Origin of the sequence: Pseudomonas sp. P5_109 (assembly GCF_034009455.1) — a bacterium.
Taxonomy (GTDB): Bacteria; Pseudomonadota; Gammaproteobacteria; order Pseudomonadales; family Pseudomonadaceae; genus Aquipseudomonas.
Window position 1 is genome coordinate 173,028 of record NZ_CP125380.1, and the last position, 17,821, is coordinate 190,848.

The 17,821-nt window shown below is 60.0% G+C and carries 16 protein-coding genes and 1 tRNA gene; 10 read left to right on the forward strand and 7 right to left on the reverse strand.

Annotated features, from left to right (window positions below):
• Positions 1-55: 55 nt before the first annotated feature.
• The 3 genes from QMK54_RS00780 to QMK54_RS00790 form a co-directional block, all read right to left on the reverse strand.
• Complete coding sequence (locus QMK54_RS00780) at positions 56-586, reverse strand: DUF5384 family protein (protein WP_223593264.1); 531 nt, start codon at positions 584-586, stop codon at positions 56-58.
• Between the two features lie 10 nt (positions 587-596).
• Positions 597-1,106, reverse strand: a complete 510-nt coding sequence (locus QMK54_RS00785; protein ID WP_110660875.1) for a hypothetical protein — start codon at positions 1,104-1,106, stop codon at positions 597-599.
• Between the two features lie 244 nt (positions 1,107-1,350).
• Positions 1,351-1,427, reverse strand: a tRNA-Arg gene (locus QMK54_RS00790).
• Between the two features lie 351 nt (positions 1,428-1,778).
• On the opposite strand from QMK54_RS00790, the gene gabD reads away from it, so the two are divergent.
• The 3 genes from gabD to QMK54_RS00805 all read left to right on the forward strand — a co-directional run bounded on the left by gabD (position 1,779) and on the right by QMK54_RS00805 (position 6,034).
• Entirely contained in the window at positions 1,779-3,221 is a 1,443-nt protein-coding gene (gabD, locus tag QMK54_RS00795; RefSeq protein WP_223593254.1) for an NADP-dependent succinate-semialdehyde dehydrogenase, read from the forward strand.
• Between the two features lie 185 nt (positions 3,222-3,406).
• Positions 3,407-4,684 carry a 4-aminobutyrate--2-oxoglutarate transaminase gene (gene gabT / locus QMK54_RS00800; protein WP_150716098.1) on the forward strand — a complete coding sequence of 426 codons (1,278 nt, stop codon included), beginning with the start codon at positions 3,407-3,409 and terminating at the stop codon, positions 4,682-4,684.
• 135 nt (positions 4,685-4,819) lie between these two features.
• Entirely contained in the window at positions 4,820-6,034 is a 1,215-nt protein-coding gene (locus QMK54_RS00805; RefSeq protein ID WP_110660878.1) for an HDOD domain-containing protein, read from the forward strand.
• A gap of 190 nt (positions 6,035-6,224) precedes the next feature.
• Here QMK54_RS00805 and QMK54_RS00810 read toward each other — a convergent pair whose 3' ends face one another.
• Positions 6,225-7,214: a sensor domain-containing diguanylate cyclase gene (locus tag QMK54_RS00810; RefSeq protein ID WP_320401863.1), complete on the reverse strand. Its 990-nt coding sequence runs from the start codon at positions 7,212-7,214 to the stop codon at positions 6,225-6,227.
• Between the two features lie 249 nt (positions 7,215-7,463).
• A complete protein-coding gene (gene desA / locus QMK54_RS00815; RefSeq protein ID WP_320401864.1) occupies positions 7,464-8,648 on the reverse strand; it encodes a delta-9 fatty acid desaturase DesA in 1,185 nt (394 codons plus the stop codon).
• A 147-nt stretch (positions 8,649-8,795) separates the two neighbouring features.
• Here desA and dibA point away from each other — a divergent pair, with 147 nt between their 5' ends.
• From dibA to QMK54_RS00845, 6 genes are all read left to right on the forward strand, one after another.
• Positions 8,796-10,715, forward strand: coding sequence for a phosphodiesterase DibA (gene dibA, locus QMK54_RS00820; RefSeq protein WP_320401865.1), 1,920 nt, complete (start codon positions 8,796-8,798; stop codon positions 10,713-10,715).
• 286 nt (positions 10,716-11,001) lie between these two features.
• Positions 11,002-11,184 carry a sulfur starvation response protein OscA gene (gene oscA / locus QMK54_RS00825; RefSeq protein ID WP_007975618.1) on the forward strand — a complete coding sequence of 61 codons (183 nt, stop codon included), beginning with the start codon at positions 11,002-11,004 and terminating at the stop codon, positions 11,182-11,184.
• Between the two features lie 73 nt (positions 11,185-11,257).
• Positions 11,258-12,271 (forward strand): sulfate ABC transporter substrate-binding protein, encoded by a 1,014-nt coding sequence (locus QMK54_RS00830; RefSeq protein WP_103396806.1) that lies wholly within the window; start codon positions 11,258-11,260, stop codon positions 12,269-12,271.
• 151 nt (positions 12,272-12,422) lie between these two features.
• Positions 12,423-13,241: a sulfate ABC transporter permease subunit CysT gene (cysT, locus tag QMK54_RS00835; RefSeq protein ID WP_007972956.1), complete on the forward strand. Its 819-nt coding sequence runs from the start codon at positions 12,423-12,425 to the stop codon at positions 13,239-13,241.
• 12 nt (positions 13,242-13,253) lie between these two features.
• On the forward strand, positions 13,254-14,123 hold the full coding sequence (cysW, locus tag QMK54_RS00840; protein ID WP_008068643.1) for a sulfate ABC transporter permease subunit CysW: 870 nt from the start codon (positions 13,254-13,256) through the stop codon (positions 14,121-14,123).
• 3 nt (positions 14,124-14,126) lie between these two features.
• Positions 14,127-15,116 carry a sulfate/molybdate ABC transporter ATP-binding protein gene (locus QMK54_RS00845; RefSeq protein WP_223588860.1) on the forward strand — a complete coding sequence of 330 codons (990 nt, stop codon included), beginning with the start codon at positions 14,127-14,129 and terminating at the stop codon, positions 15,114-15,116.
• A 107-nt stretch (positions 15,117-15,223) separates the two neighbouring features.
• Here the strand turns inward: QMK54_RS00845 and QMK54_RS00850 are convergent, their stop codons facing one another.
• Positions 15,224-15,748, reverse strand: a complete 525-nt coding sequence (locus QMK54_RS00850) for a DUF962 domain-containing protein (protein WP_320401866.1) — start codon at positions 15,746-15,748, stop codon at positions 15,224-15,226.
• A gap of 83 nt (positions 15,749-15,831) precedes the next feature.
• Here QMK54_RS00850 and QMK54_RS00855 point away from each other — a divergent pair, with 83 nt between their 5' ends.
• Positions 15,832-16,518, forward strand: coding sequence for a Crp/Fnr family transcriptional regulator (locus tag QMK54_RS00855; RefSeq protein ID WP_320401867.1), 687 nt, complete (start codon positions 15,832-15,834; stop codon positions 16,516-16,518).
• 199 nt (positions 16,519-16,717) lie between these two features.
• Here the strand turns inward: QMK54_RS00855 and QMK54_RS00860 are convergent, their stop codons facing one another.
• Positions 16,718-17,722: an AraC family transcriptional regulator gene (locus QMK54_RS00860; RefSeq protein ID WP_320401868.1), complete on the reverse strand. Its 1,005-nt coding sequence runs from the start codon at positions 17,720-17,722 to the stop codon at positions 16,718-16,720.
• Positions 17,723-17,821: the final 99 nt, after the last annotated feature.

Genomic DNA, 17,821 nt, shown 5'->3' on the forward strand with positions numbered 1-17,821 from the left:
TCATCTCTGATAACGGATGCCCCGGACCTGGGTCCGGGGCAGATCGATAGGAAGATTACTCGCCGAACAAGCGGCTGGAGCGGTTGACTTCAGCCTTGCCGGAATCCTCCAGCAGAGACTTGGCACCGGAGGTCACATTGCGTGCCGAGTCGGCTTCAGACTGGATCACGTCGGTGCGTGCCGCGCTATCACGCAACTCCGCATCGATGTAGTCGTTGGCGCGTGCGGTGCGTGCGCGCTTGGCCTGGAGTGCCAGGCGGCGCTCTTCCAGTTCCATTGCGCGCAACTCGTCTTCGTAGCCTTCTTCACGGGTTTGAACACGCTTGTGTTCAAGTTCTTGTGACTTGCGCTGCTCAAGGGCCTTTTGCTGCGCAGCTTGCTGTGCCACTGCCCGTTGCTTGCGATCCGCAGCGCTACGAGCTTCCTCGCGTGCCCGGTCGGCTGCCGCCTGGCGCAGGCGTTCGGCCTCCGCGTTTGCTTGCGCCTGTTTGGTTTGCTGTTCGATTTGATACAGATTGTCGAATTGGCCTGCCAATGCCGGCACGGTGAGCAGTGCGAGAGCAGAGCCCAGAACGATATGTTTCATGTCCGACCCCTTAGCTTTTCTTGGGTTCTGGACAGGTCGCATTCGGCTGAATGCGTGTTTCGTTGGAGATCGTCATCACCATCAGGGAAATTTCGCCAACCTTGAACTCACAAGGGCGACCCACCTGGGTAGACGTGTAAATCTTGCCGCTTTCGGAGTAACCAATCAGCACGCCCGGTACCAGGGTGGTGTCATTGACCAACGAGCCCGCCATGGCGCCTGCAGCGCCACCGGCTACACCGCCAACAATGGCCGTGTCAGTGTTTTTCGTGTTGCCCAGTGCGGCACCACCGATCAGGCCCAGTACACCGCCCGCCATCATGGCTGCTTTTTTGTTCTTTTCGTTGCTGACTTTAATCTTGCTCGGCGAAATCGTAAGGATTTTTACGGTTTTAGCTTCCTGCTGAGTGTTTACCTGACTGGCATCGAATACATCTGCTTGATACTCCTCACCGGACGTTTGGCAACCAGCGAGAACAGCAGCAATCGAAAGCACCAGGCAGCGTTTTAACATCATCATTTCCAATATCTCTATGAGCGTAAGAAATCCCGAGCGGGACAATCCATTGTGATTTGAGGCAATGTGCCATCATTTTAATCAAACTCAAGAAGATAAGGCCAAGAAAACTTTGGAGAAGATGTGGATTCGCTGCTCTATGCCAGCCCGCTCGCCCGACGCCAACGGAGTCGGTTTGATTTCCTGAAAACAACACCCACAAAAAAGCCCCAGACCCTACGGCCTGAGGCTTTCTCGTTACAACGTATGGTGCACCAGGCGGGATTCGAACCCACGACCCCTGCCTTCGGAGGGCAGTACTCTATCCAGCTGAGCTACTGGTGCAATGCGGGCGCCATGATACTCATATGCACTGCGGGCGTCCATGCTGCTGAATCGCCTACGTTTATTACAAGCGTAACGGGCGTTTGCTACGTTGATCAGAAAATACGGGCAAAAGCGTCGTTTTCGTTCTTTTTTTCGAACAGGCTATTGTCCTTTACCCCCTTTGATCCTAGGATTCGTTTGAGATTTCAAACGCTCTTGTCTGGGTGCTGAACCGCACGATTTGAATCAGTGCGCTTTTTATGTGCTTCAGCCCGGTGAATGATTTCCCTGACGGCAGCCTATCGAGGCGCCTTTCTACAATCATAATTCGCTCCGCATCTTTATGCGGTGCTGTTAAGGAAAGCCGACATGCAGCTTAAAGACACCCAGTTGTTCCGCCAGCAAGCCTTCATCGATGGCGCGTGGGTTGATGCGGACAATGGTCAGACGATCAAGGTCAACAACCCGGCAACGGGCGAAATTCTGGGCACCGTGCCGAAAATGGGCGCTGCCGAAACCCGCCGTGCAATCGAAGCCGCTGACAAAGCGCTGCCGGCCTGGCGTGCACTGACCGCCAAAGAGCGTGCGAACAAGCTGCGTCGCTGGTACGAGCTGATCATCGAGAACCAGGACGACCTGGCTCGCCTGATGACCATGGAACAAGGCAAGCCACTGGCCGAAGCCAAGGGCGAAATCGTTTACGCCGCTTCCTTTATCGAATGGTTCGCCGAAGAAGCCAAGCGCATCTACGGTGACGTGATTCCGGGCCACCAGCCAGACAAGCGCCTGATCGTGATCAAGCAGCCAATCGGCGTGACCGCTGCAATCACCCCGTGGAACTTCCCGGCTGCAATGATCACCCGTAAAGCCGGCCCGGCCCTGGCCGCCGGTTGCACCATGGTGCTCAAGCCTGCTTCGCAAACTCCGTTCTCCGCTTTCGCCCTGGCCGAACTGGCTCAGCGTGCCGGCATCCCGGCTGGCGTGTTCAGCGTGGTTTCCGGTAGCGCCGGCGACATCGGCAGCGAACTGACCAGCAACCCGATCGTGCGCAAGCTGTCCTTCACCGGTTCGACCGAAATCGGTCGTCAACTGATGTCGGAATGCGCCAAGGACATCAAGAAAGTGTCCCTGGAACTGGGCGGCAACGCGCCGTTCATCGTGTTCGACGACGCGGACCTGGATAAGGCCGTCGAAGGCGCGATCATTTCCAAATACCGCAACAACGGCCAGACCTGCGTCTGCGCCAACCGTCTGTACATTCAGGATTCGGTCTACGACGCGTTCGCCGAGAAGTTGAAAGTGGCTGTGGCCAAGCTCAAGATCGGCAACGGTCTGGAAGACGGCACCACCACTGGCCCGCTGATCGACGAAAAAGCCGTGGCCAAGGTCCAGGAGCACATCGCTGACGCCATTTCCAAGGGCGCCACCGTGTTGTCCGGCGGCAAGCCGATGGAAGGCAACTTCTTCGAGCCGACCATCCTGACCAACGTGCCGAACAACGCTGCCGTGGCCAAGGAAGAAACCTTCGGCCCACTGGCTCCACTGTTCCGCTTCAAAGACGAAGCCGATGTGATCGCGATGTCCAACGACACCGAGTTCGGCCTGGCCTCGTACTTCTATGCTCGCGACCTGGGTCGTGTGTTCCGTGTGGCTGAAGCCCTGGAATACGGCATGGTCGGCGTCAACACCGGGTTGATCTCCAACGAAGTCGCGCCGTTCGGCGGCATCAAGGCCTCGGGCCTGGGCCGTGAAGGCTCCAAGTACGGCATCGAAGATTACCTGGAAATCAAATACCTCTGCCTGGGCATCTAAGCCGGGGAGAGCATGGCTTCAAGCGCAAAGGGCACGAGAGCGCTGTCCCTTTGCGCCGCTTCAAACCGGAATATTCTCGGTGACCGGGAACGCTGTGGCAGTCGATCATCGCATGCTGCCGCCGTTGATCCCCGTCGCTTTATCCTTGAACCACGCCGACCGATGAGCGGCGAATGAGGAATGTAATGAGCAAGACTAACGCTGATTTGATGGCCCGCCGTACCAATGCAGTTCCACGTGGTGTTGGCCAGATTCACCCGATCTTCGCCGAGTCCGCGAAGAACGCGACCGTAACCGACGTTGAAGGTCGCGAGTTCATCGACTTCGCCGGCGGTATCGCTGTGCTGAACACCGGCCACGTGCACCCGAAAATCATCGCCGCCGTGACCGAGCAGCTGAACAAGCTGACCCACACTTGCTTCCAGGTTCTGGCCTACGAACCGTACGTAGAAGTGTGCGAAAAAATCAACGCCAAGGTGCCAGGTGATTTCGCCAAGAAAACCCTGCTGGTCACCACCGGTTCCGAAGCTGTAGAAAACGCCGTGAAAATCGCCCGTGCCGCCACTGGCCGTGCCGGCGTGATCGCATTCACCGGCGCTTACCACGGTCGCACCATGATGACCCTGGGCCTGACCGGTAAAGTCGTGCCTTACTCGGCCGGCATGGGCCTGATGCCAGGCGGCGTGTTCCGCGCTCTGTACCCGAACGAGCTGCACGGTGTGAGCATCGACGATTCGATCGCCAGCATCGAGCGCATCTTCAAGAACGATGCCGAGCCGCGTGACATCGCTGCAATCATCATCGAGCCGGTTCAGGGCGAAGGCGGTTTCTACGTCGCTCCTCCAGCGTTCATGAAGCGTCTGCGTGCCCTGTGCGACCAGCACGGCATCCTGCTGATCGCTGACGAAGTACAGACTGGCGCTGGCCGTACCGGTACTTTCTTCGCCATGGAACAGATGGGCGTTGCTGCCGACCTGACCACCTTCGCCAAATCCATCGCTGGCGGCTTCCCGCTGGCCGGTGTGTGCGGCAAGGCCGAATACATGGACGCCATCGCTCCAGGCGGCCTGGGCGGCACCTACGCCGGTAGCCCGATCGCTTGCGCCGCGGCCCTGGCCGTGATGGAAGTGTTCGAAGAAGAAAACCTGCTGGATCGTTGCAAGGCTGTTGGCGAGCGTCTGGTAACCGGCCTGAAGGCCATCCAGGCCAAGTACCCGGTGATCGGCGAAGTCCGTGCCCTGGGCGCGATGATCGCTGTCGAGCTGTTCGAAAACGGCGACAGCCACAAGCCGAACGCTGCAGCCGTGGCGTCCGTTGTCGCCAAGGCTCGCGACAAGGGCCTGATCCTGCTGTCCTGCGGCACCTACGGCAACGTTCTGCGCGTCCTGGTGCCGCTGACTTCGCCGGACGAGCAACTGGACAAAGGCCTGGCGATCATCGAAGAGTGCTTCTCCGAGCTGTGATCCCCAGTGTGACCTGATCCACAAAAAACCCGCTTCGGCGGGTTTTTTCATGCCTCTTGAAACACATCCCGCGCATTAGCGCTGTATCGAATGGCCAGCATTGGCTAAGGTTCTTGCATTGCCAGGGAGAGCTGTATGACAACCGTCATTTTACCCGCGGTTCCGAGAGTACTGATTGCCGAGGCCGACCCCTGGTCCCGGGATCTGCTCAAGGAAGTGTTGTTGAACGTACGCTGCGATGCGCGGCTGGATTTGTGCGCCGATGGTCAGCAGGCGCTGGAGCTGTTGGCGGCCAATCCCTATGACCTGGTCATCGCCGACTGGGAGTTGCCCGGCGTCGATGGCCTGAATGTCCTGCGCAGCATCCGCCAGCGCAAACGCAATCCGCCCCTGCCGTTCATTCTGATGAGCAGCCGCAACGACAGTGCCAGCGTGCGCGAGGCCTTGCCGCTGGCGCCGGCCGCGTACCTGACCAAGCCCCTGAACATGGAAAGCCTGACCCATCGGTTGCAGGGGTTGCTGCTGAACGCTGGCGAAGAAGTCTCGTGCGAAGTGCCGGCGCTGGCGCCGGGCATGACGCTGTCGGTGTATCTGGAGCGTCGGCGTGAATTGGCTGACGGCGCGCCGCTGATGACCGACGTGCAAGTGGCGGTCAAACGCAGCCTCAATCCCAACGGTCTCGACCTGACGATGCTGGAAGACGAAATCCGCACCGATCCGCAGGTTACCGCCGTGCTGATCGCCGCCGCCAACAGCGCGGCACACCACAACGGCGCCGTTGTGCAGACCCTGTCCCAGGCACTGCATCGCCTGGGCACCGGGCAGAGCATGAACCTGATTCTCGGGCTGGCGCTCAAGCGCAGCGCCCGGCTCAGCGATCCGCAATTGGCCGACTATGCCGAGCGTTATTGGGGCCTGTCACTGCACACCGCCGAATATGCGCGAACCCTGGCGCGGTTGCTCGATCTGGATCAGGAGCGCTGCTATTGCGCCGGCATGTTGCATCGTCTCGGCGATCTGGCGTTGCTGCGCTGTTTGCAGGAATGGAAACAGGCTGGCGGCGAACTGGATGAGCTGGAGGAAGTGGGTGAAGCGCTGGCCGGGTATGGCGCGGCCTACGGTTCGGCCCTGCGCACACGCTGGCGTCTGCCACTGGAGCTGCGGGAGCTGATTGCGGCGGCCTACCAGCTCGGTGGCGGGGTTTATTCCCGCGAAGCGCTGGTGATGAATATGGCGGCGCAAATGGCGCGCCTGACCGAGCATGAAGGCATCGAGGAGTTGGCGAAGAGCCGGACGGCGCGGTTGCTCAAGATTGGCTTGCCGGAGTTGATGCGGTTGCGCAGGCAATGAGGGCGAGCACGATTCCCTGTGGGAGCGGGCTTTGTGGCGAGGGGGCTTGCCCCCGTTCGGTTGCGCAGCAGCCGCAAAACCAGCGAATGCGGTTGTTCTGACAATGCTGGAACACCAAATGCAGGACTGCTTCGCAGCCCAACGGGGGCAAGCCCCCTCGCCACAGGTATCCGGTGGTGCCAGCGAAATCTCAGGCAGCAACAATCCGATTCTTGCCCTCGCGCTTGGCCTGATACATCGCCGAATCCGCCCGGGAAAACAGGTGCTCCACGTTTTCGTCCGCGGCGCTCAGGCTGGTCAGGCCCTGGCTGACGGTGATGCCGAATGTCTGGCCTTCATGCTTGAATCTCAGACGCTGAATCTGCCGTTGCAAGCGTTCAGCCACTTGCAGGGCCATCTGCGGCGTACAGCCGGGAAACACAGCTGCGAACTCCTCACCGCCAATGCGCCCGAACAGGTCGCCCCGGCGCAATGCTGCGCGGCCGCTTTCGGCAATGCGTTGCAACACGTGGTCGCCTGCCTGATGACCGTAGGTGTCGTTGATCGTTTTGAAGTCATCGATGTCCAGCATCAGAAACGACAGCGGCTCGCCCTGTTGCCGGGCGTGTGCGAAGGCGCGGTGGGCGCATTCGAAGAAATGACGACGATTGCTGCTCTGGGTCAGCGCATCGGTGGTGGCCAGCCGATGCAGCTCGGTTTCCATCTGCTTCTTGTCAGTGATGTCTTCGGCGAGGCCGACGATGATCACCGGTTGCCCGGGCCCGGCCTGGCGGTTGATGAAGCATTTGTCGCTGAGCCAGCGCACCTGGCCGTCGGCGGCAATGATTCGATATTCGCGGTCTTCGACAGCCCCTTTGTCCAGCACTTCGGCCAGGCTGCGTTCGGCATAGTCCAGGTCGTCAGGATGGATGCTGTCGCGCCATTGATTGCAGTCGGCCAACAGCCGATCAGCCGAACGACCAAAGATCCGTTCATAGGCGGGGCTGACGTATAGCACCTGGCGGGTTTCCCAATTGAATGTCCACAGCACCGCGTTGACGCTTGCCAGCATGGTGCTGAACAACTGCTCGCGTTCAGTCAGGCGTGCGACTTCGCCTTGGGCGTGCATCAGCGCTATCAGGGTCTGCGCGGCCTCGGGTCCAGGTGACGGAGATGAGTCTTGCAGGTTCTTTTGGGCCATCGACACAAATCTCAAAGGACACGCCGCGTGTTCGATAGCGGCCAGCACCAAGCCCGACGAGGGTGGCGAAGTGTCTTTGAGATAGGGCTTTTTTGACGAAGTTCCCGCTTTTTGTGGCGAGGGAGCTTGCTCCCGCCGGGCGGTACTGGCGACGCGTTTTTTCAGCTAAAACGCGTCGTCAGGTGTGCGACGGCTGCGCCGCCGAGCGGGAGCAAGCTCCCTCGCCACAGGAAGCCCGTCACCCGAAGGTCAGGCGGCGGTTGGACGCAGGGAGTAGGTTTTCAACTGGTCGGCGAAGTCGCGCAGGGATTGAATCCCGCTGGCTTCGGCTTCGTGTACCCAGTCCTTGATGGCCGCCAGCATGTCGTGACCATTTGAGCTGGTCTTGACCCAGATCTGCTGCAGGGCCAGGCGTTTCTCGTAAATTACCTTCAGTGCCTGGCTGTGCTCGAGCATGTTCTGGATGCGCACATGGTGTTTGTCATCCAGCAGGCTGGTCTCCCGCGAAAGCAGGCGCTTGGCCCGGTGGAACTGGTGGCGCACCGAGTGATCGACCTTTTCCAGTTCTTGCTTGACCAGCGGGCCGATCACCAGCTTGCGGTACTGGGCCATGATCTGGAAGCGGTTGTTGAGGATCGCCATGGCGGTGTCCATGTCCAGGTTGCCCTTGCCTTCGACACGGTGGGCAATCGGTGCAACCCGTTGAACCTTGGCCAGGCGCAGGAAGCTGAAGACTTTGATCCACGCCCAGCCCAGGTCGAATTCCCACTTCTTCACCGACAGTTTTGCCGAGTTAGGGTAGGTGTGATGGTTGTTATGCAGTTCTTCGCCGCCAATCAGGATGCCCCACGGCACCAGGTTGGTCGCCGCATCGCGGCATTCGAAGTTGCGGTACCCGATGGCGTGGCCCAGGCCATTGACCACGCCGGCGGCCCACACCGGGATCCACATCATCTGGATGGCCCAGATGGTGATGCCGATGGTGCCGAACAGCAGCACGTCGATAACGCCCATGATCGCGATGCCCAGCAGCGGGAAGCGGCTGTAGAGGTTGCGCTCGATCCAGTCTTCGGGGCAGTTCTTGCCATAGATGCGCAGGGTCTCGGGGTTTTCCGCTTCGGCGCGGTACAGCTCGGCGCCTTTGCGCAGCACCGTGGACAATCCCTTGACGACCGGGCTGTGCGGATCATCGACGGTTTCGCATTTGGCGTGATGCTTGCGGTGGATGGCGGTCCACTCGCGGGTGTTCTGCGCCGTGGTCAACCACAGCCAGAAACGGAAGAAATGCTTGAGGCCCCCATTCAGCTCCAGGGAGCGATGGGCCGAGTAACGATGCAGATAGACCGTGACGGCGATGATCGTGACGTGGGTCATCAGCAGGGTGACTGCCACCAGTGACCAGGCGGACAAGCCAAGAAAACCTTCGTACCACATAGGCTGTAGGGCCCTCGATAAAGAAAAAAACAGCCGTTGCATTATCACTAAGCCAACACAGAAAACCAGTCACCCTTTCAGATAAGAGTGGCTGGATGTGTCTTTAAACTATAATTCCAACCTTTTTGTAAGGACATGGATCGCCGGATGTCTCCCACCTATCGCGATGCCTTGCGTGCAGCGCTGCTCTATCTGTTGCTTTCTGTGGTTTGGCTGCAGATCAGTGGCTATTTATTGAACAGTTTCTTCGATAACTCCGCCGAGCGACTGCGATGGCAACTGATCAACGGTTATGTCTGGGTGCTGTTCAGCGCCGGGTTGATCTTCATTGCCCGGGCGCGGTTGCTGCGCTGTCTGGGAATCGGCGCCACATTGCGCGAGCGCAGTATCAACCGCGAGCGTCTGCGCCAGGCCGCGGCAGTGTTCGACTGCACCCGCGAAGGCGTGCTGGTCACCAATCGTGAAGGCGTGATCGTCCATGTGAACCGGGCCTTTATGGAAATCACCGGTTACGGCTCTGAGGACGTACTGGGACAGCGGCCCAATATGTTCAAGTCGGGACGCCATCCAGCGCAGTTCTATCAGGCGATGTTCGCCGCGCTTGCAAGCAACGGGGAGTGGAGCGGGGAAATCTGGAACCGGCGCAAAAGCGGCGAGATTTACCCGCAATGGCAAACGATCCGCCTGATCCGCGATGACTACGGCCAGCCGAGCCAGTTCGTGGCGGTGTTTTCCGATATCAGTGCCATCAAGAACTCTGAGCACGAGTTGATGCACCTGGCGCACCACGATCCGCTGACCGACCTGCCGAATCGCCTGTTGTTCACCGACCGCGCCGAACAGGCCCTGGCTTCGGCACAGGTGCACAAGCGTGGCTGCGCGCTGCTGATGATCGATCTCGATCATTTCAAGATGATCAACGACAGCCTTGGGCACACCATCGGGGATCAGTTGCTCAAGGCCGTGGCCGGGCGTCTGGCTGCCATGTTCGGCCCTGGCATCACCCTGGCGCGGCTGGGTGGGGATGAGTTCGCCGTACTCGCCGAAAGCTGTCCGCAACTGGTTCAGGCCGCTGCGTTGGCCCAGCGGATTATCGATGGCCTTAAAGAGCCGTTCCTCATTGATGGGCACCAGTTGTTCATCAACACCAGCATCGGTATCAGCCTGTTCCCCAGCGATGCCCTGAGCGTCGAGCAACTGCTGCGTAATGCCGATTCGGCACTGTTCAAGGCCAAGAGCACGGGGCGCAATGATTATGCCCTGTACACCGAAGAGCTGACGGCCCACGCCCAGCAACGGGTCGAGATCGCCTTCGAATTGCGCCGCGCCCTGGACCAGCAAGAGCTGCGGGTTTATTACCAGACGGTTCACGACCTCAAGGCCGGTCGCCTGATTGGTGTCGAGGCGCTGGTGCGCTGGCAACACCCGCAGCGGGGATTGGTGTCGCCGGCGGAGTTCATTCCGGTCGCTGAACGAACCGGTTTGATCGCCGAAATCGACGCCTGGGTCATGGCACAGGCGTGTCGGCAGATGTGTCAGTGGCAGCAGGGCGGGGTGGTGCTGTCATTCGTCGCGGTCAACGTTTCTTCGCGCCTGTTCGCCCGTCGTGAGCTGTATCAGCAGGTGGCGCAGGTGCTGCGCGAAACCGGGCTGGAGCCGGCTTGTCTTGAGCTGGAAGTCACCGAAAGCGCGGTGATGGAGGACCCGGAAGTCGCGCTGGAGCAGATGCATCGTCTGCGCGAGTTGGGGGTGCGCCTGGCCATCGACGATTTCGGTACGGGTTACTCATCATTGCTGCGGCTCAAGCGTCTGCCGGTGCAGAAACTGAAAATCGACCAGGGCTTCGTCGCCGGATTGCCGTGGGATGAGGATGATGCGGCGATCTCGCGGGTGATCATTGCCTTGGCTCAAAGCATGGGCATGCAGGTGCATGCCGAGGGGATCGAGCAGGCTGAGCAGGCGGCATTTCTGCTCGAGCACGATTGCGATCTGGGTCAGGGCTACTGGTTTGGGCGGCCGGTGCCGGCGGTGCAGCTGGATTGGATGCATGCGCCGGTGATCGGATAGGCGCAAACCCTGTGGGAGCGGGCTTGCTCGCGAAGGCGGACTGTCAGGCGACAGGGGTGTTGAATGTGCCGACCTCTTCGCGAGCAAGCCCGCTCCCGCAGGGTTTTTGGTTTGCCTGAAAGAGGGTTATTGACCTCAAACCCTTGTCTCTTCAAGTAATCTCTTCTGGTTATATAAACATTCTTAAATAGTCTTTTTAAGAATATCCACACCTCTCTAGTATTGCTCCCAAGCCGCAAGCAGTGCCGACACTGCGAGGCAACCTCTTAGTTGAAGGAGCAGCAATATGAGCGCATCCCTGCGTAGCGTCGACGGTCAAGACGAAGCCACCATCCTGCGGGAAATCCAGAGTGCCCTGCGCGACCTGCGCTTTGGTGCCGTGGAAATCACCGTGCACAACGCCCAGGTGGTGCAGATCGAACGTAAAGAAAAATTCCGTTTGCAGCAGCCGGGCAACAAGCCGGGCTGAGGCGAAACAGGCATCGCGGTTCCCGTTATCCATAAGAAAAGCCAACACACCAAGAATTCCAGGAGCTTTCATCATGTCGTCGATTCGCCACTTCGCTTTGGCCGCCCTGGCCAGCGCCCTTTTTGCCGGTTCCGCGGTAGCCAAGGATTACGAGCTGCTCAACGTGTCGTATGACCCGACCCGCGAGCTGTACCAGGACTACAACGCCGAATTCATCAAGTTCTGGCAGAAGGATCATGCCGGCGACACCGTGAAGGTCCAGCAATCCCACGGCGGCTCGGGCAAGCAAGGCCGGGCAGTGATCGATGGCCTGCGTGCCGATGTCGTGACCCTGGCCCTGGCCGGTGACATCGACGAAATCGCCAAGCTCGGCAAGACCCTGCCGGCCGACTGGCAAAAGCGCCTGCCGGAAGCGAGCACTCCCTACACCTCGACCATCGTGTTCCTGGTGCGCAAGGGCAACCCTAAAGGCATCAAGGACTGGGGCGACCTGGTCAAGAATGACGTCTCGGTGATCACGCCGAACCCGAAAACCTCCGGCGGTGCCCGCTGGAACTTCCTCGCAGCCTGGGCCTATGGCCTCAAAGCCAACGGCGGTGATGAAGCCAAGGCCAAGGAATACGTACAAACCCTGTTCAAGCACGTGCCAGTGCTGGACACCGGCGCTCGTGGCTCGACCATTACCTTCGTCAACAACGGTCAGGGCGACGTGTTGCTGGCCTGGGAAAACGAAGCCTTCCTGGCGCTGAAAGAAGAGGGCGGCGCCGACAAGTTCGAGATCGTCGTGCCTTCGCTGTCGATCCTCGCTGAACCGCCAGTGGCTGTGGTCGACAAAAACGCCGAGAAAAAGGGCAACGAGCAGATCGCCGAAGCCTACCTCAAGCACCTGTACAGCCCGGCTGGCCAGGAAATTGCGGCGAAGAACTTCTATCGTCCACGTGACAAGGACGTGGCCGCCAAGTACGCCCAACAGTTCCCGAAACTGGAACTGGTGAGCATCGACAAGGACTTCGGCGGCTGGAAAACCGCACAGCCGAAATTCTTCAATGACGGAGGCGTGTTCGATCAGATCTACCAGGCGCAATAACCTGGCTTAAGCTGCATAACATGTGGGAGCGGGCTTGCTCGCGAAGGCGGTGCGTCAGACGACATCAATGTTGACTGATGCGCCCTCTTCGCGAGCAAGCCCGCTCCCACAAGGATGGGTTTAGTTGATCGCTTTTTAACCAAGGACTTTTATGTCGCGTCGTATCTCCCCCGTCATACCCGGCTTCGGGCTGACGCTGGGCTACACCTTGGTGTACCTCAGCCTGATTGTGCTCATACCACTGGCGGCGATGTTCGTGCATGCCGCTCAACTCACCTGGGATCAGTTCTGGGCAATCATCTCGGCGCCACGGGTGCTTGCGGCGTTGAAGCTCAGCTTCGGCACCGCCCTGTGTGCCGCGATCATCAACGGCATCATCGGCACGCTGCTGGCCTGGGTGTTGGTGCGCTATACCTTCCCTGGACGAAAAGTGATCGATGCAATGATCGACTTGCCGTTCGCATTGCCCACGGCGGTGGCCGGTATTGCGCTGACGGCGTTGTACACCCCTACCGGCCTGGTCGGTCAGTTTGCAGCGGATCTGGGTTTCAAGATCGCCTACACCCCCTTGGGCATCACCCTTGCCCTCACTTTTGTGACACTTCCATTCGTAGTACGTACCGTACAGCCAGTATTGGCCGATATCCCTCGTGAGGTCGAAGAAGCGGCCGCGTGCCTGGGTGCAAAACCATTACAGGTTTTCCGCCATATCCTGCTGCCGGCACTGTTGCCAGCATGGCTGACCGGCTTCGCACTGGCCTTTGCCCGCGGGGTCGGCGAGTACGGTTCGGTGATTTTCATCGCCGGCAACATGCCGATGAAAACCGAGATCCTGCCGCTGCTGATCATGGTCAAGCTCGACCAATACGATTACACCGGCGCCACGTCCATTGGTGTACTGATGCTGGTGGTTTCCTTCGTCCTGTTGCTGCTGATCAACTTGTTGCAGCGACGCATCGAAACCCCATAAGGAGGCGCACCCATGTCCCAATCGTCTATTGCTGCCGCTTCCTCGAACGCTGCCCGCCGTGGCAGTGCGACTTCGCGGCGAGTCCTGATCGGCCTTGGCTGGCTGATTTTTGCCCTGTTCCTGCTGCTGCCGCTGTTCATCGTGGTGTCCCAGGGCCTGAAACTCGGTCTCGGGGCGTTTTTCACCGCGATCTTCGAGCCGGACGCGCTGTCGGCGCTGAAGCTCACGGTCATCGCCGTACTGATTTCGGTGCCGCTGAACCTGGTGTTCGGCGTCAGTGCCGCCTGGTGCGTGAGCAAATACTCGTTCCGCGGCAAGAGCATGCTGGTGACACTGATCGACCTGCCGTTCTCGGTGTCGCCGGTGATCGCCGGTCTGGTCTATGTGTTGATGTTCGGTGCCCAGGGCCTGTTTGGCCCGTGGCTGCAGGATCACGACATTCAGATCGTCTTCGCCCTGCCGGGCATCGTGCTGGCGACGATTTTCGTCACGGTGCCGTTCGTGGCCCGAGAGCTGATCCCGCTGATGCAGGAACAAGGCACTCAGGAAGAGGAGGCTGCACGTCTGCTCGGGGCCAACGGCTGGCAGATGTTCTGGCACGTCACCGTACCCAACATCAAATGGGGCCTGATCTACGGCGTGGTGCTGTGCACCGCGCGGGCCATGGGTGAATTCGGTGCGGTATCGGTGGTTTCCGGGCACATTCGCGGGGTGACCAACACCCTGCCGCTGCACGTCGAGATCCTCTACAACGAATACAACCACGTGGCCGCGTTCGCCGTGGCGAGCCTGTTGCTGATCCTGGCGCTCTTCATCCTGCTGCTCAAGCAGTGGAGCGAAAACCGTATTAACCGCCTGCGCGCCAGCGCCGCGGAGGAATAATTCATGTCGATCGAAGTGCGTAACGTCAGCAAGAATTTCAACGCGTTCAAGGCGCTGGACAACATCAGCCTGGACATCCACAGCGGCGAACTCGTCGCGTTGCTCGGTCCGTCGGGCTGCGGCAAGACCACGCTGCTGCGGATCATCGCCGGCCTGGAGACTCCGGACCAGGGCAACATCGTATTCCACGGTGAAGACGTTTCCGGCCACGACGTGCGCGATCGCAACGTCGGTTTCGTGTTCCAGCACTACGCTTTGTTCCGCCACATGACGGTGTTCGACAACGTCGCGTTCGGCCTGCGCATGAAGCCGAAAAACCAGCGCCCGAGCGAAAGCCAGATCGCCACCAAAGTCCACGAACTGCTGAACATGGTGCAACTGGACTGGCTGTCGGACCGCTACCCGGAACAACTCTCTGGTGGTCAGCGTCAACGCATTGCCTTGGCCCGGGCGCTGGCGGTGGAACCGAAAGTGTTGCTGCTCGACGAACCCTTCGGCGCTCTCGACGCCAAGGTCCGTAAAGAACTGCGTCGGTGGCTGGCGCGTCTGCACGAAGACATCAACCTGACCTCGGTGTTCGTGACCCACGACCAGGAAGAAGCGATGGAAGTCGCCGACCGCATCGTGGTGATGAACAAGGGTGTGATCGAGCAGATCGGTTCACCGGGCGACGTCTACGAAAACCCGGCCAGCGATTTCGTCTATCACTTCCTCGGTGATTCGAACCGTCTGCATTTGGGGGAGGACAACCACGTGCTGTTCCGCCCGCACGAGGTGTCGCTGTCGCGCCATGAACTGGACGACCATCACGCGGCTGAGGTGCGCGATATTCGTCCGCTGGGCGCGACGACGCGAGTGACGCTGAAGGTAGAGGGCCAGACTGATTTGATCGAGGCCGAAGTGGTCAAGGATCACGACAGCCTGGTTGGTTTGGCGAAGGGTGAGACGCTGTTCTTCAAGCCGAAGGTCTGGCAGAAGGTCGCCAATATTTAAAGTCAAAAGCTTCGCGAGCAAGCCCGCTCCCACAGGTTTCGGGGTGATCACAACTTTTGTGTTCGGCGCCAATCCACTGTGGGAGCGGGCTTGCCCGCGAATGCGATCTAGACAGCTGCACGCTTCGGATTGACCCGCACACCCCCCGCTCGCGCCTCGATCTGCTCCTTGAGGTCATGGCGCATCCCCAGCATGAACGCCAGTTCAGCCACCACAAACAACGGCCCGATAATCAACCCGGTCACGTCATCGACAAATGCCGGCTTGCGTCCTTCGTAGTGATGGCCGACAAACTGGATCGCCCAGCCGATCACAAACATCGCCACGCCACTGCCCAGCCAGACCAGCGTGTTTTGCTGCGCCAGCGCATGGCCTGCCCACACGGACAGCCCGAGCAATACCGTCATCAGCACGCCAAGACGCAACTCCAGGCGCAGGTAAAACCACGCCGATGCCAGCGAGACGAGCACCGCCGGTGACAGCCACACGCCGCCCAGTGACCATTCAGGCCGGGACAACAACACCGCGACGGCCACCACGATCAGCGGAATGCCGATAAAGTGCGAGGCGATGTTGCGCGGGTCACGGTGGTAAGCGGCGTATTGACTGAGGTGGTCGACGAGGCTTTTCATTGTTGTTCTCCTGTGGGGTGGTTGATCATGCCCCGGGGTCACTTCTCGCTCTGTCAGCCAGGCGACAATCTCTAGGAGTTTTCATGGATATGCAGGTTTGGCGTCCACGCCTGATGAGCGGTCAGTGGTTCAGCCATTTGCCTGTTTCCCTACAGAATAGCCTGCTGTCGACGGCCAGGCTGCGGCGCTTGACCCCGGGCCAGCGGCTGTTCAAACGCGGCGATCCGCCCTGTGGCCTGTACGCGGTACTGGAAGGCGCGGTGCGCGTCGGTGCCGTGAGCGAGCAGGGCAAGGAAGCGTTGCTGAGCCTGGTGGAGCCGCCGCACTGGTTCGGCGAAATCTGCCTGTTCGACGGTCAGCCGCGCACCCACGATGCCTACGGCGTGGGCCAGTGCACGCTGTTGCACATCCCCCAGAACACCTTGCTGGCGCTGCTCGACGAGCATCCGCAGCACTGGCGGCAATTGGCGTTGCTGATGAGCCAGAAACTGCGCATGACCTTCATCAACCTCGAACAACTGAGCCTGTTACCGGCCCCGGCACGGCTGGCGCACCGCTTGTTGATGATCGCCGAAGGCTATGGCGAACTCGACGAGCCACGCCGCGTCCTGCAACTGCCCCAGGAGCAGCTTGCCGCCATGTTGTCGCTGTCGCGCCAGACCACCAACCAGATTCTCAAGGAGTTGCAGGGGCAGGGGATCATCGGGCTGAGTTACGGCGAAATTGAAATCCTCGATGCTGCCCGATTGCGGGAACTGGCCACGATCTGACGGCGCTGACACGAACCAATGTGGGAGCGGGCTTGCTCGCGAACGCGTCAGGTCAGGTCAATCAATTTCAACTGACACACCGCTTTCGCGAGCAAGCCCGCTCCCACAGGGGATCTGCGTAAATCAGAGATTTGTGGTCACCGAAAAACCTGTAGGAGCGGGCTTGCCCGCGATGGGGCCAACTCACCATCTGGATCAATCAGCGCAACCCATCCCGAAACTGCCCAGGCGTCATCCCCGTCCAGCGTTTGAACGCGCGACTGAAGCTGCTGGTATCGGCAAACCCGAGCAGATAACTGATTTCGCTCAGCGACACCTGCGGGTCTCGCAGGTGTAGCAGCGCGAGGTTTTCGCGGCTTTCGTTGAGCAGCGTATCGAATCGGTAGCCTTCATCGGCCAGGTGCCGTTGCAGGCTGCGCAGGCTCAGGTGCAGGGCCTTGGCGATGTGTTCGGCGCTGGGTTCGCCTTCGGGCAGTTGTTCTTCAATGGCGTCGCGGACCTTGCGCTCCCACGTCAGCGGTTTGAGTTGCGCCAGGGTGCGCTTGAGCACGGTTTCGTTGTGTTCGGCCAGTTCCGGGTTGGCGTCGTCCAGATGGCTGTCGAAGTCGATGAGGGCGAACTCCAGGCGGTCCTCGTCGGTGCCGAAGTGCACGGGCGAGCGAAAGACTTTATGCCATTGGTGCGCGTCTTCCGGTTCCGGGCGGCGCAGGTAGGTCGCCAGCGGCGCATAGTCGCGACCCAGGCGATTGCGGCAAGTGCGCACGTAGATCGCCATGAAGGCATCGATGGCCTCGAAGGCCGGGGCCGGGTTGCCGGCGGGAATTTTCAGGCGGAAACAGTAGCGATCATCGGTGCGGGTCAGTTCCAGTTCCAGGGCATCGCTGACCACCTGGTGATAGCGCACGATGCGTTCGAACACTTCCCGCAGGCTGCCGCTGGCCACCAGTGCATAACCCAGCGCATGGAAGGTGGTCGGGCTGACGAAGCGCGAAACCCGTAAGCCAATTGCCGGGTCGCCGCTGGCCTGCACCGCCAGATTCCACAGGTGCGTGGTGCCCGACAACGGGTAGCGCGCGTTTGGGTCGTCCATCAGTTGTGGGTCGAGCCCCGCTTGCTGGCACAGGGCGGTGCTGTCGATGCCCAGGGCATCGAGTTGCTTGCGCAGGGCGCGGGTCCAGCTGGCGAGGGAGGTCGGTTCAGTCATGCTGATTGGCGCTTCCGGTCAACAGGTTGGCGTTCTCGGCTACCGCGTTGCGAGGGTCCGCAAGGCAGGATGCAACCATCAATAACCAGAGGATGGAAG